This is a genomic window from Kitasatospora sp. NPDC059722 (assembly GCF_042733235.1).
GTDB lineage: Bacteria > Actinomycetota > Actinomycetes > Streptomycetales > Streptomycetaceae > Kitasatospora.
Map to the genome: position 1 here is coordinate 1 of NZ_JBHWGD010000007.1, position 22,047 is coordinate 22,047.

At 72.6% G+C, this 22,047-nt stretch carries 21 protein-coding genes; 10 read left to right on the forward strand and 11 right to left on the reverse strand.

Features of this window, described 5'->3' with window-relative positions:
- Nucleotides 1-310 precede the first annotated feature (310 nt).
- Entirely contained in the window at nucleotides 311-1,165 is an 855-nt protein-coding gene (locus ACFV4F_RS06060) for a helix-turn-helix transcriptional regulator (RefSeq protein ID WP_380438867.1), read from the reverse strand.
- Nucleotides 1,166-1,395: 230 nt separating this feature from the next.
- On the opposite strand from ACFV4F_RS06060, the gene ACFV4F_RS06065 reads away from it, so the two are divergent.
- Complete coding sequence (locus ACFV4F_RS06065; RefSeq protein WP_380500586.1) at nucleotides 1,396-2,253, forward strand: SDR family NAD(P)-dependent oxidoreductase; 858 nt, start codon at nucleotides 1,396-1,398, stop codon at nucleotides 2,251-2,253.
- Nucleotides 2,254-2,372: 119 nt separating this feature from the next.
- Here the strand turns inward: ACFV4F_RS06065 and ACFV4F_RS06070 are convergent, their stop codons facing one another.
- The 3 genes from ACFV4F_RS06070 to ACFV4F_RS06080 all read right to left on the reverse strand — a co-directional run bounded on the left by ACFV4F_RS06070 (nucleotide 2,373) and on the right by ACFV4F_RS06080 (nucleotide 5,570).
- Nucleotides 2,373-3,155 (reverse strand): oxidoreductase, encoded by a 783-nt coding sequence (locus ACFV4F_RS06070; RefSeq protein WP_380500587.1) that lies wholly within the window; start codon nucleotides 3,153-3,155, stop codon nucleotides 2,373-2,375.
- A gap of 318 nt (nucleotides 3,156-3,473) precedes the next feature.
- Nucleotides 3,474-4,478, reverse strand: coding sequence for an alpha/beta fold hydrolase (locus tag ACFV4F_RS06075; RefSeq protein ID WP_380500588.1), 1,005 nt, complete (start codon nucleotides 4,476-4,478; stop codon nucleotides 3,474-3,476).
- 291 nt (nucleotides 4,479-4,769) lie between these two features.
- Nucleotides 4,770-5,570 carry an SDR family NAD(P)-dependent oxidoreductase gene (locus ACFV4F_RS06080; protein WP_380500589.1) on the reverse strand — a complete coding sequence of 267 codons (801 nt, stop codon included), beginning with the start codon at nucleotides 5,568-5,570 and terminating at the stop codon, nucleotides 4,770-4,772.
- Nucleotides 5,571-5,659: 89 nt separating this feature from the next.
- Here ACFV4F_RS06080 and ACFV4F_RS06085 point away from each other — a divergent pair, with 89 nt between their 5' ends.
- The 4 genes from ACFV4F_RS06085 to ACFV4F_RS06100 all read left to right on the forward strand — a co-directional run bounded on the left by ACFV4F_RS06085 (nucleotide 5,660) and on the right by ACFV4F_RS06100 (nucleotide 9,895).
- A complete protein-coding gene (locus ACFV4F_RS06085) occupies nucleotides 5,660-6,244 on the forward strand; it encodes a TetR/AcrR family transcriptional regulator (RefSeq protein WP_380438857.1) in 585 nt (194 codons plus the stop codon).
- Nucleotides 6,245-6,430: 186 nt separating this feature from the next.
- On the forward strand, nucleotides 6,431-6,847 hold the full coding sequence (locus ACFV4F_RS06090; RefSeq protein ID WP_380500590.1) for a hypothetical protein: 417 nt from the start codon (nucleotides 6,431-6,433) through the stop codon (nucleotides 6,845-6,847).
- Nucleotides 6,765-7,229 carry a three-helix bundle dimerization domain-containing protein gene (locus tag ACFV4F_RS06095; RefSeq protein WP_380500591.1) on the forward strand — a complete coding sequence of 155 codons (465 nt, stop codon included), beginning with the start codon at nucleotides 6,765-6,767 and terminating at the stop codon, nucleotides 7,227-7,229. The genes ACFV4F_RS06090 and ACFV4F_RS06095 overlap by 83 nt, the downstream gene beginning before the upstream one ends.
- The gene (locus tag ACFV4F_RS06100) at nucleotides 7,139-9,895 is read left to right on the forward strand and encodes a BTAD domain-containing putative transcriptional regulator (protein WP_380500592.1); all 2,757 of its coding nucleotides are present in this window, start codon (nucleotides 7,139-7,141) and stop codon (nucleotides 9,893-9,895) included. The genes ACFV4F_RS06095 and ACFV4F_RS06100 overlap by 91 nt, the downstream gene beginning before the upstream one ends.
- A 155-nt stretch (nucleotides 9,896-10,050) precedes the next feature.
- On the opposite strand, the gene ACFV4F_RS06105 is transcribed toward ACFV4F_RS06100, so the two are convergent.
- Nucleotides 10,051-10,980, reverse strand: a complete 930-nt coding sequence (locus ACFV4F_RS06105; protein WP_380500593.1) for an NADP-dependent oxidoreductase — start codon at nucleotides 10,978-10,980, stop codon at nucleotides 10,051-10,053.
- Between the two features lie 75 nt (nucleotides 10,981-11,055).
- On the opposite strand from ACFV4F_RS06105, the gene ACFV4F_RS06110 reads away from it, so the two are divergent.
- Complete coding sequence (locus ACFV4F_RS06110) at nucleotides 11,056-11,436, forward strand: winged helix-turn-helix transcriptional regulator (protein ID WP_380500594.1); 381 nt, start codon at nucleotides 11,056-11,058, stop codon at nucleotides 11,434-11,436.
- A 371-nt stretch (nucleotides 11,437-11,807) separates the two neighbouring features.
- On the forward strand, nucleotides 11,808-12,914 hold the full coding sequence (locus ACFV4F_RS06115) for a hypothetical protein (protein WP_380500595.1): 1,107 nt from the start codon (nucleotides 11,808-11,810) through the stop codon (nucleotides 12,912-12,914).
- A 126-nt stretch (nucleotides 12,915-13,040) separates the two neighbouring features.
- Here ACFV4F_RS06115 and ACFV4F_RS06120 read toward each other — a convergent pair whose 3' ends face one another.
- A complete protein-coding gene (locus ACFV4F_RS06120) occupies nucleotides 13,041-13,838 on the reverse strand; it encodes a hypothetical protein (protein WP_380500596.1) in 798 nt (265 codons plus the stop codon).
- Between the two features lie 315 nt (nucleotides 13,839-14,153).
- On the opposite strand from ACFV4F_RS06120, the gene ACFV4F_RS06125 reads away from it, so the two are divergent.
- Nucleotides 14,154-14,501, forward strand: coding sequence for a hypothetical protein (locus tag ACFV4F_RS06125; protein ID WP_380438843.1), 348 nt, complete (start codon nucleotides 14,154-14,156; stop codon nucleotides 14,499-14,501).
- A gap of 113 nt (nucleotides 14,502-14,614) precedes the next feature.
- On the opposite strand, the gene ACFV4F_RS06130 is transcribed toward ACFV4F_RS06125, so the two are convergent.
- Complete coding sequence (locus ACFV4F_RS06130; protein ID WP_380500597.1) at nucleotides 14,615-15,559, reverse strand: cupin domain-containing protein; 945 nt, start codon at nucleotides 15,557-15,559, stop codon at nucleotides 14,615-14,617.
- A 112-nt stretch (nucleotides 15,560-15,671) separates the two neighbouring features.
- Here ACFV4F_RS06130 and ACFV4F_RS06135 point away from each other — a divergent pair, with 112 nt between their 5' ends.
- Together ACFV4F_RS06135 and ACFV4F_RS06140 are read left to right on the forward strand one after the other, a co-directional pair.
- Nucleotides 15,672-16,526 carry an NmrA family NAD(P)-binding protein gene (locus tag ACFV4F_RS06135; RefSeq protein WP_380500598.1) on the forward strand — a complete coding sequence of 285 codons (855 nt, stop codon included), beginning with the start codon at nucleotides 15,672-15,674 and terminating at the stop codon, nucleotides 16,524-16,526.
- 2 nt (nucleotides 16,527-16,528) lie between these two features.
- A complete protein-coding gene (locus ACFV4F_RS06140; protein WP_380500599.1) occupies nucleotides 16,529-16,969 on the forward strand; it encodes a nuclear transport factor 2 family protein in 441 nt (146 codons plus the stop codon).
- A gap of 85 nt (nucleotides 16,970-17,054) precedes the next feature.
- Here ACFV4F_RS06140 and ACFV4F_RS06145 read toward each other — a convergent pair whose 3' ends face one another.
- From ACFV4F_RS06145 to ACFV4F_RS06160, 4 genes are all read right to left on the reverse strand, one after another.
- On the reverse strand, nucleotides 17,055-18,797 hold the full coding sequence (locus tag ACFV4F_RS06145) for a hypothetical protein (RefSeq protein ID WP_380500600.1): 1,743 nt from the start codon (nucleotides 18,795-18,797) through the stop codon (nucleotides 17,055-17,057).
- Nucleotides 18,798-19,581: 784 nt separating this feature from the next.
- Complete coding sequence (locus ACFV4F_RS06150) at nucleotides 19,582-20,418, reverse strand: HEAT repeat domain-containing protein (protein ID WP_380500601.1); 837 nt, start codon at nucleotides 20,416-20,418, stop codon at nucleotides 19,582-19,584.
- Nucleotides 20,419-20,992: 574 nt separating this feature from the next.
- The gene (locus ACFV4F_RS06155; RefSeq protein WP_380500602.1) at nucleotides 20,993-21,220 is read right to left on the reverse strand and encodes a hypothetical protein; all 228 of its coding nucleotides are present in this window, start codon (nucleotides 21,218-21,220) and stop codon (nucleotides 20,993-20,995) included.
- Between the two features lie 255 nt (nucleotides 21,221-21,475).
- A complete protein-coding gene (locus tag ACFV4F_RS06160; protein WP_380438827.1) occupies nucleotides 21,476-22,045 on the reverse strand; it encodes an Imm1 family immunity protein in 570 nt (189 codons plus the stop codon).
- Between the last annotated feature and the right edge of the window lie 2 nt (nucleotides 22,046-22,047).

Below are 22,047 nucleotides of genomic sequence, written 5' to 3' on the forward strand. Positions count from 1 at the left end.
TAGGTCGGGAAGATCTGTCCTGAACCTGGGCGTCTCTCGACGTCGTCGGGTCAGTGGCCTGTGTCCGTGAAGACGCCTCACCGAACGAGGTGCCTGTTCAAACCTCGTAAAGCGTAGACCCTGTGGAGCTGCGCGCCGACCACCTTTACCTAATCTTGACGCACAGTGCTTGGGCAAACGATGGCCACGGTGCCGCTCAGTGCTCGCTGGAGAAGATCTCCTTCACCTCGCGGACCGCGTAGTAGACCAGCACGTAGCCGGCGAGCGGTCGAGCAAGCTGCCGAGGGCCCGCGCGTGAAGGTGGCCTTGTTCAGCCGGCCGGGAAGCTGTCGGTGCCGAGGACGTTGAGCAGCGCCAGTTTCTCGTGGCTGTCGCTGCCGGGTGTCGCGGTGAAGACGAGCAGGGACTGGGACTGGTCCGGGTCCTGAAGGGTCTGGCAGTACAGGTCGAGGCGCCCGACACTCGGGTGGACGAAGCGTTTGGCGTCGCTCCACCTCAGGCCGACCTCCTGGCGGTCCCACAGCGCCGCGAACTCCCCGCTCTCGCGCACCAGGCTCGCCACGAGGCGGGCGGCGGGCGACCGGGGTCCCTCCCGGGTGGCCGCGGCCCGCAGGAGTGCGACGTTCACTCGGCTGTTGAGCTCGTGGTCGTCGGGGAGGTAGCGCTCGCGGGCGGTCGGATCGGTGAACCAGCGGTAGGGGGCGCTTCGGGCGGCTCCGGTGTAGTGGGTCTGCTCCCCGAGCAGGGCCACGGCGGGGGGCGTCTGCAGCAGGGTCTCGCCGAGGGGGCCCATGATCTGGGCCGGGGTGTCCTGCAGCCGGTCCAGGACGCGCATCAGTCCTGGGCCGACGTGCTCGCCGCGCAGCTGCCGCTGCGGGGCGCCGTGTCCGCACAGCAGGAACAGGTGATCGCGTTCCTCGGGGGTGAGACGCAGGCCGCGGGCGATGGCCGCCGCCATCTGCTGGGACGGCTGCGGCCCGCTGCCGCGTTCCAGGCGGGCGTAGTAGTCGCAGGACATGTCGCACAGTTCGGCCACTTCTTCCCGGCGCAGCCCGCGGGTGCGCCGGCGCGGTCCGCGGCGCAGTCCCACGTCCTCGGGTTGCAAGGCCTCCCGCCGGACCCGCAGGAAGGCACCCAACGAGGTGCGGTCCACCGTCTGCTCCACCAGGCACTCCCAGGGTCGAGCGCTCCCCCGGCGTCGGTCGAGAGCTGCCGTACGCCCATCCTGGCAGCCGCGCGCCCGCTCAGCCACTGACTGCCGATCAGTGGCTGAGCCGGTCCTTCATCCGTGCTGCCGGCTGCCGTCCACTGGAGGAGGTGAACGATCCGACGGCGTTCCGCCACGAGCGGACCCACGGTGACCGGCACCGCGACGACCGAGACGGGAGAGGGCTCATGAGCAAGTGGACGGCTGCCGACCTGCCGGACCTGACCGGAAGGACCGTGCTCGTCACCGGGGCAGGCAGCGGCATCGGGTTGATCGCGGCCCGCGAGTTCGGGCGCGTCGGCGCGCACGTCGTGCTGGGGGTGCGCAGCCCGGACAAGGGCCGCCGGGCGGTTGCCGGGATGCCCGGCGAGTTCGAGGTCCGGCACCTGGACGTCGCCGACCTGGGATCGGTGCGGAGCTTCGCCCAGGCGTGGACCGGCGACCTGGACATCCTCGTCAACAACGCCGGTGTCATGGACGTCCCGGCGGCGCGGACCGCCGACGGTCTCGACGTGCAGACCGCGACGAACTACACCGGCCCGTTCGTCCTGACCAACCTGCTCCTGCCGCACCTGACCGACCGCGTCGTCAGCGTGACCAGCCAACTGCACCGGCAGTCCAGGCTCAACGTGGACGACTTCGACTGGCGCTCGCGCCGGTACCACCCGATGAACGCCTACCGGGACTCCAAGCTCGCCCTCGTGCTGTTCTCGCTGGAACTGCAGCGGCGACTGACCGCGTCCGGCAGCCGGGTGAAGTCGGTGCTCGCCCACCCCGGCATCGCCACGACGACCCTGGCCGCCCACTCCTCGGCCAACGTCGTCAACCGCCTCGGGTTCCTGCTCAACGATCCCGAACACGGCGCCCTCCCCACCCTGTACGCCGCGACCCAGGACGTGCCCGGCAACGCCTACGTCGGCCCGGACGGCCTCGGCAGCATCAAGGGCCACCCCACCGTGCGCAAGCCCGGCAGGGCCGGCCTGGACGGAACCACGGCCAGGGCCCTGTGGCGGGCGACCGCCGCACTGACGGGAATCGAGCACTGAACTGCCTGGACCCAAGTCAACGCGGTCCGTCTCCGGGCCGGAGCGTCCGTACCGGGCCGGAGCGTCCGTTCCGGGCCGGGGCGCCGCGGCTCTGCCGGGTCTCGCGGGCCGGCCGGGTTTCAGAGCGTCTGGACGAGGCCGCCGTCGATGACGAAGTCGCTCCCAGTGACGTTGCCCGCCCGGTCGCCGGCCAGCAGCAGGACGAGCTCTGCGACCTCCCGCGGGAGGCTGAAGCGGCCGGTCGCGGATTGCGCGGCGGCACTCCGGGCGATGTCCTCCGGGCTTCCACCGGACGCTTTCGCGACCGTCGCCGCGACGCCGTCGTCGCCGAGCCACAGCGACGTGGACACCGGCCCGGGGCTGACCGTGTTGACGCGCACCCCGCGCGGACCGACCTCCTTGGAGAGGGCCTTGCAGAAGTTGGTGAGCGCCGCCTTGGCCGCGCAGTAGTCGATGACCATCGGATCGGGCAGGAACGCATTGATCGAACTCACCGTCACGATCGAGGCGTTGCCGCGGTCGATCAGGTGGGGCAGGGCGGCTCGGGTGGTGCGGACGGCGGCGAGGAAGTTGACCGTCAGCGCCTGGATCCAGTCGTCGTCGGTGACGGACGCGAACCCGGCCAGGCGGGGGTGTACGGCGCCGACGTTGTTGACGAGGATGTCCAGTCCACCGAACCGGGAGACCGCTTCTTCGACCACGGACGCGGGGCCGTCCGCGGTGGTGAGATCGGCGGACACCGGATGCACCCGCGGGGCGAGGTCCGTCAGCGGACCGGTGATGCCGCGCGCCACCGCGACCACGTTCACGCCCTCGGCGGCGAGTGCCTGCGTCACGGCGAGGCCGATTCCCTTGCTGGCACCGGTGACGACGGCGACCTTGCCCGAGAGACGCAGGTCCATCACGGACTCCTCAGGTGGTGGAACGGCAGTGCGGCCTGTGGTGCGATCGCGCCGTTCACGGCGGCGAGGCGCCGGTGGGCCGACGCCTCGTCGTCAGGCCGAACGGCTGGGGCATCGGCAGGTCCGGAAACCGGTCCCGGACGGCAGCAGGGTCAGGACCGCTCGACGGCGGCCTCGAACTCTCCGGACATTGCGGCTCCTCGCTGTGTGCCCGGCCCACGCTTCTCGGCCAGGATTCCAGAGAGTCCCGGCTGCCGCCTCCCGGCCGCGGTCTTCGAGATTGAATATCGACCAGGGCCGGGCCCCTCTCGGCACTCGCTAGTGGATCATCCCCTGGGCGACGCTGTCAGGCAGGGCGGCGAGCCAGGCGGTCAGGATTCGGTTGATCTCGGCGGGTCGTTCCTGCTGGATCCAATGGCCGCAGCCGTCGAGCACGTGTGAGGCGACCAGGCCGGGCAGGGTGGCGGGGAACGCCTCGATCGCATCGGCCAGCCACGTGGTGGAGGCGTCCAGGCCGCCGCCGACGAACAGGGACGGCTGGGTGATCGGGGCGCCGTCGAAGGCGGCCAGGTCCTCCCAGTCCCGGTCCATGTTCCGGTAGCGGTTCAGTGCGCCGGTCAGGCCGGTCCGCTCGAACTCCCCTGCGTAGACGTCGAGATCGGCCTCGTCGAGCCACGCAGGCAGCGGGCCCGTCGGGAATCGGTCGCGCAGCGTCCCGCCTTTCGCGACGAAGTGCGGGTCCGGCGCGTGGGGTGCGGGCATGGTGTCGGCGGACAGTGCCGCGTAGAACCCGGCGAGCCAGCCGCGCACGTCGGGCTCGATCTCGGCCTCGGCCCGGCCCGGCTGCTGGAAGTAGGAGACGTAGAACTCCTCGTCCCCGCCCAGCCGCCCGAAGACCTCACTCGGCCGAGGGCCGCCGCGCGGGACGTAGGGCACGCTGAGCAGCCCCACCGCCCGGAAGAGGTCCGGCCGCACCAGGGCCGAGTTCGCCGCGATGGTGGCGCCCCAGTCGTGCCCGACGATCACCGCGGACCGCTCGCCCAGGGCTTCCACCACCGCCGCGTTGTCCTCGACCAGGTCGAGCATCCGGTACGCGGTCGAAGCCTCGGGCCTGGACGAGCGACCGTACCCTCGGACGTCGATCGCGACCGCCCGGTATCCGGCTGCGGCCAAGGCCGGCAGTTGGTGACGCCAGGAGTACCAGGACTCCGGGAAGCCGTGCACGAGCAGCACCAGCGGCCCGTCACCCTGTTCCACCAGGTGGATCCGGCCCGCCGGAGCGGAGACCAGACGGTGTGTGAGTTCCGGTGCCTGTCGCGGCATGAATCCTCCGAGGTCGTCGATCCGCGGGCACCGAACCGGCGCCGCAGTCCGAACCGATCCTGTCGTCCGTGCCGCGACCGCAGCCAGCGTTGTTGCCGGTTCAGCAAATCCCGCCGACCCCGACCGCGGACCAGGCCGGAGCCCCTGGCCGGTCCGACGGTCGCGCGGCTTCAGCCGGATGTCCTCCGGGGTCCCACCCATGGGGACGGGCCCGACGATGGGCCCGCGACCCGGTCCGCTGTCAGGTCGCCCCTCGACGACGGACTCCCCGCGCCTCGCCGCGCCTCCGCGCTACGCCCCTGCGGCCGTCATGCGGCCGACGGCCCTGATGACCTGCCGGCGGGGAGCCAGCCGGGCGAGGGAGGCCATGACGCGGTTCATGCGCCCGGCGATGACGCTCGGCGGCGGGTTCCGCCGGTCCAGGGCGGCGAGGGCGGCGCGGACCACGTCGGCGGGTGCGGCGAGCCTCGTGCCGCCGGCGGCCCGGTCCGTGCCGACGACCTCGAAGAACTCGGTGCGGGTCGCGCCCGGGGACAGCGCCAGCACCCGCAGCCCGGTGCCGCGCGACTCCTCCCAGAGCGCCTCCGTGAGGCTCAGCACGAACGCCTTGGTCGCGCCGTAGAGCGCCATCCGCGGGTTGGGCTGGTAGGCGGCCATGCTCGCCACATTGACCAGGACCCCTCGGCCCGCCGTCCGCAACCGTTCGATGAAGGCGCGGCTGATGTCGGCCACCGCGGTCACGTCGACGGCGATTTCCTGCCGCATTCGGGCCGGGTCGGCCTCGTGGAAGAGGCCGAAGGTGCCGAATCCGGCGTTGTTGATCACGCTGGTGACGTGCAGGCCGAGCCGGTCCACCTGCCGTACCAGCCTCTGCCCGGGGTCTGCCTCGGCCAGGTCCACCGCCAGGACGTGGACCCGGACGCGGTGGCGGTCGCGCAGTTCGCCGGCCAGGGCCTCCAGGCGGTCCCTGCGGCGGGCGACCAGCACCAGGTCGGAGCCGCGGGCGGCGAGCTGGCGGGCGAATTCGGCACCGAGACCGGCGCTGGCGCCGGTGATCAGCGTGGTCTGGCCGTGGTAGTCGACGGCTGTCATGACAACTCCCTTGCGTGCAGTAACTGCCTGGCTGGCAGTTAATGCCAGAAAGGCAGCTACTGTCCAGAGGCGGGGTAGTCTGGGTTCCCATGACGACCTTGTGGGACCGATCGCGGCAGGCCGCCGTCCAGGAGATCCTCGACACGGCGGTCCGGCTGTTCGCCGAACAGGGCTACGAGCAGACGACGATCGCGCAGATCGCCCGCGAGGCGGGCGTCTCGCAGCGCTCCCTGTTCCGCTACTTCGGCACCAAGGAGGACCTGGTCTGCGGCGACCAGGACGCGCTCGGCGAGCTCCTGAAGCGGACCGTCGAGCAACAGCCCGCCACCGTGTCCGCCTGGGACGCCCTGCGAGCCGGGTTCGAGACCGTCCTCACCGCCAACCACACCCCCGAGCGAGTGCTCGAACTGTCCCGTCTGATCTTCAACACCCCGTCCCTGCGCGCCCGTTACATCGAGAAGCGGCTGAACTGGCAGGCCCAGCTCGTCCCGATCGTCCAGGCGCGCCTGGGCACCGCCCCCGGCCAGGGGCCCGACCCGCGCGCCAAGGCGATCGTCGCGACGGTCTTCGCCTGCGTCGACACGGCGAGCGAGCTCTGGGCCGAACACGAAGGCCGGCTCGACCTGACCGACCTCTACGACCAGTGCCTCACCGCGGTCAGGGGCGACGGCTGAGGCACCCGCCCGGCAAGCGGCACAGCCGTTAGCGTCATGTACGGGCCACTCAAGTCCTTCTTCTCGGTCAAAAATCGGGCGAGACGCGCACGCGGCCCGGTACCGGCGGGCGATCCGCTCCGGGCGGCCGGAGAATGCCGGATACCGGGGGCCGGGTGTCGGACGGATCCGAAGGGACGTGAGCCGGTGCAGACGGTGGCGGTTGAGGACTGGGCGGCCGACTGGGCACGGCGGGCCAGGGAGCTCCCGAACGGGCGAATCGTGGCCGGGCTGCTGGTCGACCTCATCGCCGATCCGCGGCAGCACCTCGCCCGGACGGCGACGTTCCCGGTGACGGCCGCGGCCGTGGCCCTGCGCGTCGAACCCGGCCTCCTGCGCACGGCCCTCCAGGACCTGGCCGACGCGGGCCTGCTCGAACTGGACTGCCACGAAGCGTCAGGGGCCACGGGCGAGTTCGCCGTCGTGACCCTCACCTCCCCGACACCGCTGCGCGCACCGAAGCGCCCACGCCACGACGCCGGTGACACGGCCCCCGAACCCCACGGCCGACCCTGGCCCTCCGACGACGCACTCGGCCCGCCCGAGCGGACGGGGCGGCCGTGACCTGGTCCTCGCCCGAGGACAAGGAGGCGGTGCGACGGGTGGCGGCCAGGCTCAAGATCTCTCCCCCCTGGGCCGCCCCGGCCACCGTGGACGCCCTCTCGCAAGTGCCTACGCCGAACTGCGCGACGCCACAGCCCGGGCGTTCGTCCCGGTCCTGACGGAGCGCCGCGCCACTCGTGGCGTCCGCATTCCCTGGGAACGGCTGCCACGGCTCCCTGCTTCGTTCCGTTCCGGAGCGATGAGTAAGGTGCAGGCCGAGGGCCGTGAACGGACTGAGAGCACAGGTGTGGCGTGCGGATTCTCCTGCTGGGGCCCGTGGAACTGCGGACCGCCGAGGGCGAGCCCGTCCATGTCGGCGGGGGCCGGCGGCGGGCCGTACTGACGGCGCTCGCCCTGGAGGCGAACCGGGTCGTTCCGGTCGAGCGGCTGCTCGACCTCGCGTGGGACCACGACCCGCCGTCCACCGCGCGAGCCGCCCTCCAGGGGCACGTCGCCCGGCTGCGCACGCTCCTCCCCGACGGCCTCCGGCTCGACACCCGCGCTCCCGGCTACGTCCTGCACACCGACCCGGACCTGATCGACGCCCACCGGCTCGCCCGACTCCTCGACGAGGCCCGCGCGCACGCCCCTGACGCCGCCGGGGACGCGGTGGCCGTGCCGCTGCTGCGCGAGGCGCTCGCGCTCTGGCGCGGGCCCGCGCTGGCCGGCTGCGGCTCGGAGGCGGTCCGTGGGCTCGCCGTCGGACGGTTGGAGACACTGCGGGTCGAGGCACTGGAGGAGCTCGCCGAGCGGTCGCTGCGGGCCGGCCGGGGACGGTCGGTGACGGCCGAGCTGACCGCCGCCCTGACCGGGCACCCGCTGCGCGAGTCGCTCATCCGCCTCGCCGTGCTCTGCCTCCACCAGGAGGGACGGTCCGCCGAGGCCGTCGCCGTGTACGGGGAGGCCCGGCGCCGACTCGCCGAGGAGGCTGGCATCGACCCCGGCCCGGCGCTGCGCGAGGCACTGGCGCAGGTGCGGTCCCTCCCTTCCGAGGTGTGCGCCCCCACCATTGTCCGCTTGCCGCGCGAGCCCGGCCGGTTCGTCGGCCGCGAGGCCGAACTCGCCCGGCTGAGCGAGCACTTCGGGGGCGACGGCGGACCCCACCCGCCGATGCTCGTCACCGGCCCAGCCGGGGTCGGCAAGACGGCACTCGTCCTGCGCTGGGCCCACCGGCACACCGCCGCCTTCCCCGACGGGCGTGTCGCCGTCAACCTGCGCGGCTTCGACGAGACCGAGCCACTGCGCCCCGAGGAGGCCCTGGCGGAACTGCTGCGCGCTCTCGGCGCCGACGAGGGCGCGATCCCCGCCACCGAGGAGGAGGCCGGCGCCGCGTACCGACGTCTGCTGGCCGGCCGCCGGGTGCTGATCCTCCTGGAGAACGCCCGGGACGCCGAACAGGTGCGCCCGCTGCTCCCGGGCGAGCCCGGCTGCGCCGTCGTGGTGACGAGCCGGCACCGGCTCACCGAACTCGTCGTGGGCGAGGGCGCCCACGCCCTTCCGCTCGCGTCGCTGGACGCCGACGACGGGTTCGGCGTCCTCGCCGGGGTCGCGGGCCTGCCCCGGCTGGCGGCGGAGCGCGAGGCGGCGCAGCGGGTGGTCGAGCTGTGCGAGGGCCTGCCGTTGGCGCTGCGGATCGCGGGTTCGCGGCTGGCGACCCGGCCGCACTGGCGGGTCGGGACGCTGGCCGGGGAGCTCGCGGACGAGCGCTCCCGGCTGGCCGCGCTCGCCACCCAGGGCGCGTTGAGCGTCGCGGCGGCGCTGGAGCTGACGGTCCGGACGCTGCCCGCGCCGGCGGCGGAGCTGTTCCGGCTGCTCGGGGTGCACCCGGGGCAGCAGGTCGACACCACGGCGGCGGCCGCGCTGGCCGGCACCGGCCCGCGGGCGGCGGCCGGAGCGCTGGAGCTGCTGCACCTGGCGCACCTGGTGGTGGAGGTGGTGCCGGGCCGGTTCGAGCGTCACGACCTCGTGCGGCTGTACGCACGGCAGGCGGCCGAGGAGTTGCCGCCCGCGACCCGCGACGCTGCGCTGGCGCGGCTGTTCGACCACTACCTCGCCGCGACGGCGGCCGGCCTGGTCCTGGCCCGGCCGGACGCCCGGCACCACCGACCGGACGAGCAACCATCGGGCGGAACACCGGAGTTCGCCACTTCCGCGGACGCGCTGGCGTGGTTCCGGGCCGAGGAGCCGGCCGTCCGGGGCCTGATCGCGCTCGCGTGCCAGTGGGGCCGGCACGAACACGCCTGCCGGATGGTCGAGAACGCCGGCTACCTCTACCTCGACGCGGGCCTGTTCCGCGCCTGGGAGGAGGCCGCCCGGCTCGCGCTCACCGCCGCCGAGGCCGCCGGCACCGCCGGGGCCTGGCCGCACCTGTACTCCAACCACAGCATGTCGCTGGGCTGGCTGGGCCGGCGCCGGGAGGCCCTGGAGCAGTCCGCGCGGGCGGTGGCCGTCGCGGACCCGGAGAGCCGCCCGGTGCTCCGGCACCGCTACCTCAGCATGCGGACCAGCTTCATGAGCGACCACGGCGGGCCCGGGGACGTCCTGGACGGATTCGCGGAGACGGTCGCCGAGGCCCGGGCCGCGGGTGACGACCGGTCGCTGTCCCAGGCCCTCAACAACCTCGCCGACGCCCTCCGGCTGGCCGGGCGGGCGGCCGACGCCCTCGCCCCGATCGAGGAGTCGCTGGCCCTGCTCGCGGGCCGGGAGGCGGACCCGTACCTGGTGATCTCGACCAAGACCCACGCCCAGGTGCTTCGCGAACTCGGCCGCCCCGACGAGGCGGTGGCACAGATCCACCGGGCGCTGGAACTCGGCCGGGCCCAGGGCAACCACGCCCACGCGGAGTTCGACTTCGCCGATGTCATGGGCCAGGTGCTGTACGACCGCGGACGCACGGCCGAGGCCCGCCTGCACTGGGAGCGGGCGCTCGAACTCGCCACCGAGCAGGGGCGGATGACCAAGCAGGTGGAGCGGGTGCGGGCGCAGCTGGCGCAGTGCGGGCCGTCGTAGGGTCTGCCCCTCGGGCTCCCGGGGAGGTGGCCGGGCGGGGCTGTGGGCCTTCCGGCTGGGCCCTGGCGCCAATCTGTCCAAGCTCACCTGGGACACGCGGGGGTCGCCAGCCACTCATCAGGGGAGCCTCGCTCACGCGAGGCCCCACGACGGGATCAGACGGTGAGCACGAGCTTGCCCTGGAGGTGACCTGCGTCCAGCAGCCGGTGCGCGTCGACGACGCGCTCGAACGGGAACGTCTCCTGCACGTGCACCCGGAGCCTGCCCTGTTCGACGAGTTCGACGAGACCTCGCAGGCCGACCGGATCGGGGTCGACCGCGATGCCGCTGAAGCGCAGGCCGGCCGCCTCGTACCTGGCGGCGAGCTCCGCATCGGCCTCGGCGACCGCCGTCACCAGGTGACCGCCCGGGCGGAGCACTGCGAGCGACCGCTCGACGGTGTCGCCGCCGATCGTGTCGAACACGACGTCGATGTCGCGGACCGCCCGAGTGAAGTCGACCGCCGTGTAGTCGATCACCTCGTCGGCGCCCAACCCCTCGACGAACTTCCGCTTGCTCCCGCCGGCGGTCGCGATCACGTGCGCGCCGAGCGCTTTCGCGATCTGGACCGCGACGTGGCCGACCCCGCCACCGCCGCCGTGCACCAGGACGCGGTCCCCCTCCGTCACGCCGCCCAGGTCGACGAGGCCCTGCCACGCCGTCAGCCCGACGACCGGCAGCGCCGCCGCCTCGACGTGCGAGAGCGACGCCGGCTTGCGTGCCAGGTGCAACGCCGGCGCCGACACCACCTCGGCGTACGCGCTCGCCGCCCGTGGGAACAACGGCATCCCGAACACCTCGTCGCCGGGCCTGAACCGCCACGTCTGCGGCGCCTCCTCGACCACGCCGCTGATGTCCCAGCCGAGGACGAACGGCGGCCGGCCGAGCAGCGGGAACTCGCCGGCGCGCAGGCGCGCCTCCAGCGGGTTCAGCCCGATCGCCTTGACGCGGACGAGAACCTCGGTCGGGAGGGGGCGGGGCTCGGGCACGTCCACGATGGTGAGCACCTCAGGACCGCCGAGCGTCTGCTGGGTGATTGCTCGCATGACTCTCCTGGCTTTGTAGGGGGGAGGGAATCCAGGCTAGGTTTCCGATAGGAACCGGCAGGTACCTTTGGCGCCATGAGCGGTTTCGGTCCCGGCGATCCCTTTCTCTCCGACTGTCCGGCGCGTCTGGCGGTCGAGCTCATCGCCGACAAGTGGACCGTGGTCGTGCTCTACGGCCTCAGCAAGGGCCCGGTCCGCCACGGCCAGCTCATCAAGCTGATCGGCGGCATCTCCCGCAAGGTGCTCACCCAGACGCTCCGCCGGCTCGAGGCGCACGGACTCGTCCGCCGCCACGCCTACGCCGAGGTGCCACCCCGCGTCGAATACGAGCTCACCCCGCTCGGGGCGACGCTGATCGACCCGATCCACGTGCTGACCGAGTGGGCGAGGGCGAACGGCGACGCAGTGCTCGACGCGCTCGACGCCGACCCCGAGCCGGTCACCCCTGGCGAGTGAGGCCCTGCCAGGGCACCGAACATCCTCCCGGCCGCTTCCAGGTATCACCCGGGGTCGACGGCGGTGAACCGATCGGGCCCGGCGGGCCGTGCAACCTGGCGGACACCGTCATCCGGGGAGAGAAACGTGACCACTACGGCGACACCGAGGCAACCGGCCCTGGTCTGCTGCGCGGCGGCTCTCGGGCTCGTCGTGACGGGACTCCTCGCGGTGTGCGTCCCGCCGCCCCCGCCCGTGCCCTCGCCGCCGACGCCGGTCGGGGTGGCAGGACCCGCCGCGGCCGACGACCCGGCCCGGGTTCCATCGGGGCCGGCCCGCACCGGGGTCCGGCAGGTCCTGGAGGCCGCTGCGGACGTCGACGGGGGCCTCCGGTGAGCGGGAACGGGACCGGCCGCCCGAAGCCCCCCGGCGTGCAACTCCCCTGGATCGCCGAGGAACCGGTCCCGCCCCGGCCCACGGCCGCCGAGCGGCTTCGCACCGCCGTCGACGTCGTCGCCGCGTGCCTGCCGCTGAACCTGCGCCGCCTCGGCGACCGTTCGCGCTGGGATCCGCGCCGGGTGGCGATGGCGGCATCGATGGCCACCGGCGTCGTCCTCCTGATCGCCGCCCCCTTCCTCAAGCCCGGCGCCACCGCCGGGGACCCGGCCGCGGCCGCCGCGCCGACCGGCAGTTCGCCCTTCGGCACACACGGCCGGGCGCACCCGCCGACGTCCTCCCCCACGGATCCGGCCGCCTCGCCGGACCCGGCGCCGTCACCCAGCCCGTCCGCCACAACGGTGGAGAGCCCGTCGGCCACGCCGTCCGCCACCGACACGCACCTGCCGTCGCCGACGGCCGTGCCCGCCCGGTCCAGCGCCGCCGCCACGCCGTCGGCCGCCGCAGCCACGCCCGCCCCGGCGGCGCCCACCTCGGCGGCACCGCCCGCACCACCCGCGTCGCCTGTGCCACCCGCGCCGCAGCCCGCCGGCTTCCGGGCCGTCGCCGGGCCCGGCTGCTCCGGCCCGGGCGCGCGCTACCAGGAGGTCGGTGCGTTCCACCAGGGCACGGACGGCTGGGTGACCGTCAACAGTGGCGGCTACACCGGTGATTCCTGCAACGGCCAGTACGACGCGGTGCCGATGTCCGGCGACCGCGCGAAGGACGACAACAGCACGTACGCGCTGTGGACCTTCGACGTCGGCGCGAGCGCGGCCGGCTGCGCCGTCTCCGTGTACGTGCCGGACTCGACGTCGGTCCAGCAGGTCGGCGGTGCCCCCGCGTACTACACGGTGGCCGGCGCGTCCGGTGCCGACCTCGGCTCGTTCACCGTCGACCAGGTCAGCCGGCACGGCAGTTGGGTGGACGCGGGCACCTTCCGTCCCCAGGGCGGCCCGCTGGTCATCCGCCTCCACAACCGCGGCCAGGACTGGACCGGCTCCGGCCAGCCCACCCACGCCCACCTCGCAGGGGCCGCGCTCCGGGTGACCTGCCAGGGGTGATGGTTTCGCAGTAGGGCACCTTCCTGCCGGCCGAGACCGCCCGCAAGCCGGGGCGGGACGCGGCGATGTCGACAGCATCCTTGCCGCAGCAGGGCCCGTGCACTCGCGGCGATCCCACGCGATGACTCACACGTGGCAGTGCAGGCCGACCAGGAGGGTGTCGCCCGGGAGGTCGACGAGGTAGCGGTCGATGTGCTGCTGACCGTCCGGCAGCTCGGGCCGGTGCGGACAGTCATCCCGGTGGCGGCAGGCACCGTGCGCGACCGGTCCGCCGTCCTCGTACCACCAGCCGCCCAGCGAGAGCACGTTGCGTCGGGGCAGGGCCCCGGCCGCCCGCCCTTCGACGAACCGCTCCCGGGGTTTCTGTCCGACCTGGACGACCGGGTCGGGGAGGAAGAGGAAGTTCGAGGAGTACCGCGCGGTGGAGAGCCCGGCCCGGTGTTCTTCGAAGGCTCGCAGCAGGGGCTGGGACCAGTAGTCCGCCGCGGCCCGTTCGCGGGAGTAGGCGCAGCCCTCGGTCACATGGCGGCCGTAGTAGACGTCATAGGGCTGGGCGGCGGGCAACTCGGCCGCCGACCGGTGCCAGTGCAGCCAGACCGCGTCCGCCAGTTGCCGGGCCTCCTCGGTGGAGGCCCCGAAGTCCAGCAACTCGCGCGGCCCGCCGGCGCACCAGCCCGCATCGTTGACCGGCGACTCGACGTAACCTCCCCAGCGGCTGGGGTGAGGAGCTACCAGCCGAGGATCCGTCTCATGGCCGGGCAGCACGTTGAACGCGCGGCCGACGATCCGCCAGGAGTCCCAGATGCGGTTCTCCTCCCGGCCCGGGGCATCGAGGTAGAAGGGCTCCATCGCCTCGGCGACTGCCTCCTCGACCCGCTCGGCCGCCTCCGCCGGGAGACACAGGGTGATGCTCGTACCTGCCACCGCGGCATCAGACCACTGCGTGACCGGCGCCGGCAACCGGGATTCTCCACCCGGGGGTGTGTGGCGGACCGCCAGTTGGTGACGCGGCGGAGGCTCGGTTGTGGGTGACAGGTGAAAGCTGGAGCTGCTGGACGCCGGTGATCTGCTGTCGGAGAAGCGAGAGCACCTCAGGCCCTGCCCTGGGCGTCGCGGACCGCGCATGCAAGGATGTCGCCGTGCTGATCCGAAGGAGCAATGCCGCGTAGGCGGCCGAAGGGGCTGCGCGCTTCGCAGTGGCAGCCAGAACGAGATGCGCCGGTTCGCCGTATCCGCGGCGTGTCCGGGCTGACCCGTGCCGCCATCCGACGGTTGGAGCACGAGCGGCTGTGGACCGGCGCCGTGGCCGGTGCTCTCGCTGAATGCCGGCGGTATCTGAGCCAGTCCGGACGTGTCCTGCCAGAGCCCGAGACGGGCTGCGACGAGTGCAACCCGATACTCGCGCGCGACCTCCTGCAAGCGGTGCTGGTGTGGCTTCCCGTGGGCGCCAGAGTCGATCTCGGTCGACTGGTCGCACGTCTTGACGCCGAATTCGATCGCCGGACCGTGCTGCGCCCCGAGCTCTTGATGTCCGACAGCCCCTGGGGCGTGGAGGGCTCGTGGCGGAGCCGACTCCTCGATGGTTGAGCCCGAGTCGCGGGGCCCAGCGGGTGGCCTGCATGCAGTTCGACCTTCGCAGGCTCCAACCTGGGTAATCGAGCCCCCGGAGCAGGGGGCGCCGAGCACGTCGAACGACCGGCTCAGTGGATGTGGGCGCCGCTCGGCTGGAGTTCCCTGTCGCGCGTCGTCTCCCGTTGTCGCCAGGCGCCGGGTGGTTCGCCGTGGTGGCGGCGGAAGGCGGCTGCGAAGGCGTAGGGCGAGCCGTAGCCGACGCTGCGGGCGATGCTCGCCAGGCCGAGTTCGCCCGTGCGCAGGTGGTCGCGTGCCAGGGCCATGCGCCAGTCGGTCAGGTACTGCATGGGGGTCTGGCCCAGCGCGTCGTGGAAGGTGCGGGCGAAGGCGGCCCGGGACAGGCCGCTGATCGCGGCGAGTTCGGGGACGGACCAGGGGTGGGCGGCGTCCTCGTGCATGGCCTGGAGGGCGGCGCCCAGGCGGGGGTCGGCGGAGGCCCGGTACCAGCGGGGCGCGGTCGGGCTACGGCGGAAGTCGCTGCGGATGGCGAGCACCAGGAGGACGTCGAGGAGCCGGTCGAGCACGGTGGCCTGCCCCGGTTCGGAGCCGGCCAGTTCGTGGGAGAGCAGGGCGATCACGTCCCGCAGCGGATCGCCGACGGCCGCTTGCAGCGTCAGGACCTGGGGAAGTGCCTCCAGCAGCCCGTTGCCGATGTCGCCGGAGAACCGGTAGGCGCCGCAGAGGAACACGGTCGACCCGGGCGTGTCCGCCTCCCCGTCGTGGGCGTGCCGGGCCCGGAACTCGTCCGGTTCGAGGCAGTCGGTGCCGGGCTCGTGGCCGATGTAGTGGTCCGTGCCGCCGCGTACGAGCGTCACCTCGCCGGGCACGAGTTCCACCGCGCGCCCCGGGTCGTGGGCGTCGAACCACAGCCATCCCCGACCGCGGACGACGGTGTGCACGGACAGCTGGATCGTGCCGGCCAGCCGCAGCCCCCACGGGGGCTCGGCGACCGTCCGGGCGAAGACCGCCCCGCCGGCGCGTGCCCGCGCCAGGTGATCACGCAGTAGGTCCACCCGATCAGTATCGGCAGAGCGATCGCCGAGGGCAACGATCGGAGCGTTTGACGTAAAAGAACGAGCGATTCACACATTGATCCGCTCACCGGCTCGCTCTCACGATGGATCCATGACTGGATCACCGCAGACCACGCTCGTTCTCGGCGGAACCGGCCGCACCGGCTCGCTCCTCGCGAAGCGGCTCGCCGAGCGGGGGCGGGACGCCCGCACCGCCGCCCGCCACGACGCCGACGTGCCGTTCGACTGGGACCGCCCGGCCACCCACGCCGACGCCCTACGCGGCGTCGACAGCCTCTACCTCGTCACGCCCGTCATGCGGGCGACGTACGCCTACCAGGTCGCGGCCTTCCTCAACCTCGCCGAAGCCGCCGGCGTGCGCCACGTCACCTACCTGAGCACCTACGGCGCCGACGACGCCCCACCGCAGATCGACATCAAGGCCGTCGAAACCGACCTCGCCGCCCGCACCGGCATCACCCACGCCATCCTGCGCCCCGCCTGGGTGATGCAGAACTTCACCGACACCCATCTACCCGTCGCCGACGGGGCGATCACGGTCCCCACCGGCAGCGGCGCCGAGGCCTTCGTCGACGCGGCCGACATCGCCGATGTCGCGGCCGAGACGCTGCTCGCCCCCGACGTCCATGCCGGCGCCCGGTACGCGCCCACCGGACCGCAGGCCCTCACGATCGGCGAAGTCGCCGACATCATCACCGCCGTGACCGGACAGCCCGTCACACACCACGACCTCGACCCCGAGGCCTGGATCGGCGGCGCCGTCGCCGCCGGAGTCGTCCCCGCCGACTACGCCGTGATGCTCCGCTGGCTGACCGGCAGCATCATCGCCGGCAACGGGTCCACGCCCAACGAGGACATCGAGCAGGTCACCGGCCGGAAGCCGACCTCCTTCCGGGAGTTCGCGCGGCGCAACGCCCACGCCTGGGCCGCACGGGCGGGTGCGTGACCATGTCCATCGACGACCTTGAGGACTTCGCGGCACTGGACCCGTTCTTCCGGATCGTCCGGGAAGGCCTCGCGGGCCTGGTCGACGGCGATCACTTCTTCGACCTCCTGGCCGAGGACGTCGTCGTCGAGTACGTGGTCTCCGTCCCGGGCTACCCGCGCCGCGTCCAGGGCCGCCGGGCGGTCGCCGACCTGTACCGCGGCTACGGCGACGCGATGGTCCTGACCGGCGCGGACGAACTGGCCGTCCACCGGGACCCGGACGGCTCCGTGGTCGTCCTGGAGTACGCCGTGCACGGGCGCGCCGTGCGCTCCGGGCGCCCGTACGACAACCACTTCGTCTCGGTGATCACCGTCAAGGACCGCCAGGTGACGCACTGGCGCGACTACCTCGACCCCGTCGCCGTCTTCCGCGCCCTCGGCTGGCCGGCCGATCCCTGCTGACGGGGTGGGTGAGCCGCGGGCGTGCACGGATGCTGCCGGCCGTCCGGGTGTGCCGGTGCGGCCGACCGCTCGGGGCCGCGGGCTTCTACCGGGCCTGCTCGGCCTCCCTGCGGCGGCGCGTACCGACCATGCCGAAGCCTCCGCCGAGCACCAGCAGGGCTCCCGCGCCCTCGACGAGCATGCTCGTCGCGTCACCTCCGCCGGTGGACGCCAGGGGCTGGCCGTTGCGGGTGTCTCCCTCGGCTGTGGCCGCCGGGGCGGCGACGACGGGCGTGGTGGTGGCGGCGGTGGTGGTACCGGTGGGCGTCGACTGACCGCGCGTCGGATCTTCGGACGGCAGGGTGGAGCCCGTTGCGGGGGCGGTTGACGGGGCGCTCGGCGTGGCCGTCATCGTCGGCTGAGCAGTCGGGCCGGCCGTCGGACCGGTCACCGGGCCCGCCTCCGGGGTGCAGTCCGCGGTGGGCGCTGCCGTCGGCGAAACGTGCTGCTTCGAGGGGGACGCGGCCGGGCTGGTGGGCCTGGACGTCCCGTGCTTCGGCCGGTCCGCCGTCGGGCTGCCGGACGGGTCGCCGTCGTCCGTCGGCTCGGTGGAGGCGGTCGCCGCGGCGCGCCGGGCCTCCTTCGTTCCCGCCTCGCCGCCGCCCTCCGTCGGTTTGGCCGTCTCTGCGCGGCGAGCCGTCAGGCGGGTCCCCGGCATCGGGCTCACACCGGGCACCGGCGACTCACCATCGTCCGCCAGCTCGGCGGAGGCGGTGAGCCCGGTCGAGGGCTTCGAGCCGGGGCAGTGCGAGCCGCCGCCGGTCGGCTCGGACGGCGCCGAATCGGCGTGGTAGCCGGCCACGATCTTCGTGAACTCGTACGGCTCCTGCTGGATCCCGCCGCAGACCGAGGCGGCGTCCTTGGTGAACGCGCCGGCGCAGGGCCGGTCCCGGTTGACGGCCCAGTAGGTGAAGCGGGCGAGGTGGTGGGAGGCGGCGAAGTCCCGCATGGCACGGAAGTCCGCCGGGCTGACGACCTCGTCCGGGCTGTCGGAGTGCCCGTTGATGGACGACAGGCCGGAGTGCCGCCACGCGGTGTCCTGGTCGTAGCCGTACGCGCGGACGAGGGTCTGCTGGAGCCCGGTGACAGCGGAGACGGTCGCGTCGACCATCGTGCCCGGGTGGTTGTCGAAGTCGAACGGCATCACCACCCAACCGTCCACCTGCACACCGGCCTTGGCGGCCCGCGCGATCAGGTCGGCGCCGGAGGCGTCGGGGCCGTTCAGCTCGGCACTGAAGGTGACGAAGACCCGCAGGCCGGGGTTCTTCGCCTTGACCGCGCCGAGCGCGTCCACCACCCGCTGGCGGGCGTCGGCGTGGCTCAGCTCGGTGTCCTCGATGTCGATGTCGATCGCCTTGAGCTGGTAGGCGTCGATCACCTTCTGGTAGGCGGCGGCGAGTTGGGCGGAGTCCGCGCACTTCTCGCCGAGCTTGGTGCCGTCCCAGCCGCCGAAGGAGGCCACGACGTCGCCGCCCGCCGCGCGGATCGCCCTGATCTTCGCCTCGTCCTGGCCGCCGTTCAGCGGGCGCTGCCCGTCCCACTTCGGATCGCAGCCCTCGCCGGCGAGCAGGAAGGCGAGGGTGAACTGCTTGAGCCCGGTCGCCTTCATCACGTCGACCGGGTCCTGGGCGTCACCCCAACCCAGGTACGCGTAGGCGGCGTTGAGGCCGATCGGATCGACGGTGGCGGCCGGGGCGCCGTTCTGCGCGACGATCAGGACGCCACCGGCCGCGATCGCGGTGGCGGCTGCGGCGATCCGACGACGACGGCTGAGCCGGTGCTTGGGCATGACGGGGGCTCTCCTGAACTGGGACGGAACCGGGGGACGGCCGCGAGGAATCCGACGCGAGGCGCACACCACGGACGGCAACCGGCACCCGCCCCGGGTCCGCTACCGCCCACGGGGAGGTCCTCGCCGAGGGATACGGCGCACCACCCCCGGCCGGTTCACCGCCGGCTCCCGCCGTCACGCCGAACGGTGGGAACCGCCACGACATCACGCAGTTCCCCCCACTACCGGCCGCGCTCCCCACATCCGCGGCGGTGGCGTCCCCTGGAGCGATGCGGCAGAGCGCCCCCAGGACGAACTGGTCAGGCCCGGCCGGCCTACCGGTCGTGAACCCCGCCCGTCACGCCGCCGACGCCCGTCCGGTTGTAAGTGGGACAGGTCAAGATCCGCGTACGTGACGCCACCAGCAACAACCCGTCGCGGGGTCGCTGCCCCTCCAGGATGCTCGGCCCATGCGGTCCGGGACGGCTTCTGGATCTGCCGCTGACGGTCCGACGATCAAGACCCCGCGCCGGCCGCTCCAGCGTTGTCTCCTCGCGGCAGCCAGGGTGGATCTGCGGCCGCCCGGTTTCGGCTCCGCGGCGACGTGCTGACGATCGATGACCGGGTCGTGCGGGTCCGGACACGGGTCGATCTGCCGGGGTGACCACATGCCAGGACGAAATTCGGGCTCCCGGAACAGATGCTGCCATGACCGTGCCGGGGTGTTCGCCGGCGGTCGTCGCAAGCGTCGTTGCGCTGAACCAGGGCGAGCGAGGGGCACCCTTTATGGCCACGGCGTTGGTCACATGCCGCGCTTCGGACCGTACATCGGCGTGGGGCGGCTATCGGGTGAGATCGGGAGCAGTTCGAGCAACACCGAGCCGGGGCAGAAGGCGGAGCTGTTCGGGCCGACCATATCTTCGCCGGCCAGGTAGCGGTAGAGCCATTCGGCGAAGCCCATCCGGTACTCGTACCAGGATCCGTCGTGCTCCACCGCACAGATCCGCTGCCCTGTGCCATCGGGCAGTGGCGCCAGGATGACGTATTCGCCGCGGTCGGTGCCGGTGACGGGGATCAGGCCATCCTTCGTCCCGAGCCTGACCTCCTGCAGGCAGAGGGCGGCGCGGATGTTCTTTTCCGGTTCCAGCCAGTGCTCCCGGTCCCAGTCAAGGGTCGGCCCAGACTCGGGAGGTCTCGCGGATCTCCTTCCTGGGGTTCCAGCGCTCGGTGGCCGGGTACGAGAGGTACCGGTGCCCCTTGATCTGCATCGGCAGGTAGGCGTCGAGGACCTCCTTGTAGTCCTCGGGGAGGCCGGTGCCGATCTCCGCTTCCAGATCGGTCCAGGCCTGCGGGCTGGCCTATCGGTGCCGAGCAGGGTGGTCAGCCGCGGCACGGCATCGGCGGGATCGCCCTCGATGTCCCACAGGGCCTTCGCAGCTGCGAGGCGCAGGTCCGGGTCCTCTGCGCCGGCGAGCGGCCGGACCGTCTCCAGCGCAGGTGCGGCGACGCTGCCGATGGAGGCCAGTGTGTGGAGGGCCACGGCGGCGGTGCGCCACTGCTGCTGCTCGACGGCGGTGGTCAGGGCCGTGGTGAGCGTGGGTACGCCTGCCGGGTCGGCGAGCCGGTTGAGGGAGGCCATCAGCGCGGTGGCGGATCCCCAGGGCCAGGAGAATTCGGCGTCGGCAGGCGCCGGGTCAGCCTCGGCACCAACTCCCCGGCGGCCTGCGGCAGGTAGCTGGCGGCCCGCACGGCGAGCCAGTCGTCGGTGCCAGTGTCGAGCGCCGTCAGCAGGCCCGGGTAAGGCCCGCTCGTCGCCGAGGCCGGCCAGCGTCGTGACCGCCTGCTGGCGGGCCCGGCGCAGCAGCAGGTGCGGTGCAGCCCAGACGTCAGGGCCGTGGTAGTGCGGTGCGCTTCGACGAGCGCGACGAGCGCGACGAGGGGCTGCGCGTGCGGGTGCGGCGATGGCGGCGGAGAGCTTGCCGAGGGTTTCGGCCGCGGCGGCGGGGTGCCCACGGTCCGCCGGCCGGGCGTCGCCCTTCGGGCCCGGGCTTGGGCTCCGATACGGGGGCGGGCCGCTGGAGTAGGGCGGTCGCCGTCGGGACGAGGCCGGCGTCGATCGACTCCGGCGCGCAAGCGGCCCGGTGGTCCAGGGCGGCGAGCCGGACGTCGGCATCGAGCGCTTGGTCCGTGGCCAGGGAGGTGAGCCATGCCGATCACGGCGAGCAGCCGCTCGCGACCGCCAGCAGCACGGGCGACAGCGCGATCACCCGGTAGCCGTCATCGAGGAATATCCCCAGAGCCGGGATGACGGCCTGCCGTAACCGTGGATCCGGGTCCGCCGTGTATCGAACGAAGTCCTCGACGTGCTCGCGCGTCCGGGACACGACCTCCGCTTGGGGGGCGTCGACGCGTAGCCGGACGGACTGTCCAGTAGACGCCATCGGGGTCGCAGCCCAACGCCGCGCCGCCGCGGGTGAGCGCACGTGCCACAACATCTGGCCTGTCGCTACTTAGGTTGGTTGGCTCGCCCGTTCGATAACCGGCCCGATCTGTTGTCCGAGCGGATCGTTGGCCAACGGCAGCGGGAGGTGCGGCCGCGAGCCATGGTGAAACCGGGCCAAGGAATTCCAAGGCCATGAAGTACACGTGGCGAGGCATCAGCAGACTGAAGCCTCGCCACGGCGGTACGGGCGGTTCTAGCTGGCGGAGTGGTCTCCGGACTCGACGTACGCCGTCAGGGCGTCCAGCACGGCTTGCGCGCTGGCAGCGGCCTGGCCGTCGAGGCCTGCGCCATGCTCCTTTTCCGTGCGCTCGCCACCGATATTCCCTACGACCCAGCTGATACAGCCCGGCCTTTCCCCCGTTTTATCCCGACAGAATCCCTCAATGACTTTTCGCAGTTCAGCAACGGGAAAGGTGCTGGCTGGATCCATGACAATAGGAGTGTGCGGATCTGAGAGTACATTCGGATCGACTGCCGGTGGCACGGGATTATCGGATACCCAGATAGAGTCATAGACTCCACCTTTCCTGGGATAATTCCGACTCGCGAGCCAGATGACCCCACCGAATCCAGTCGATGTGTTCACCGACACGACGAGTGCACTATCAGGGAATGATTCCTCGTCGGTGCGATTAAAATCCAGTGCGAACCAGGCATTGTCCCCATACTTCAGATCCGCCAACACCCTGCCGATAAGGCGATCCTCTTCCTGTCGAGTCTTCGGGTGGTGGCTCTCGCCGTCAACGTGGATGGTCAGGATCACTC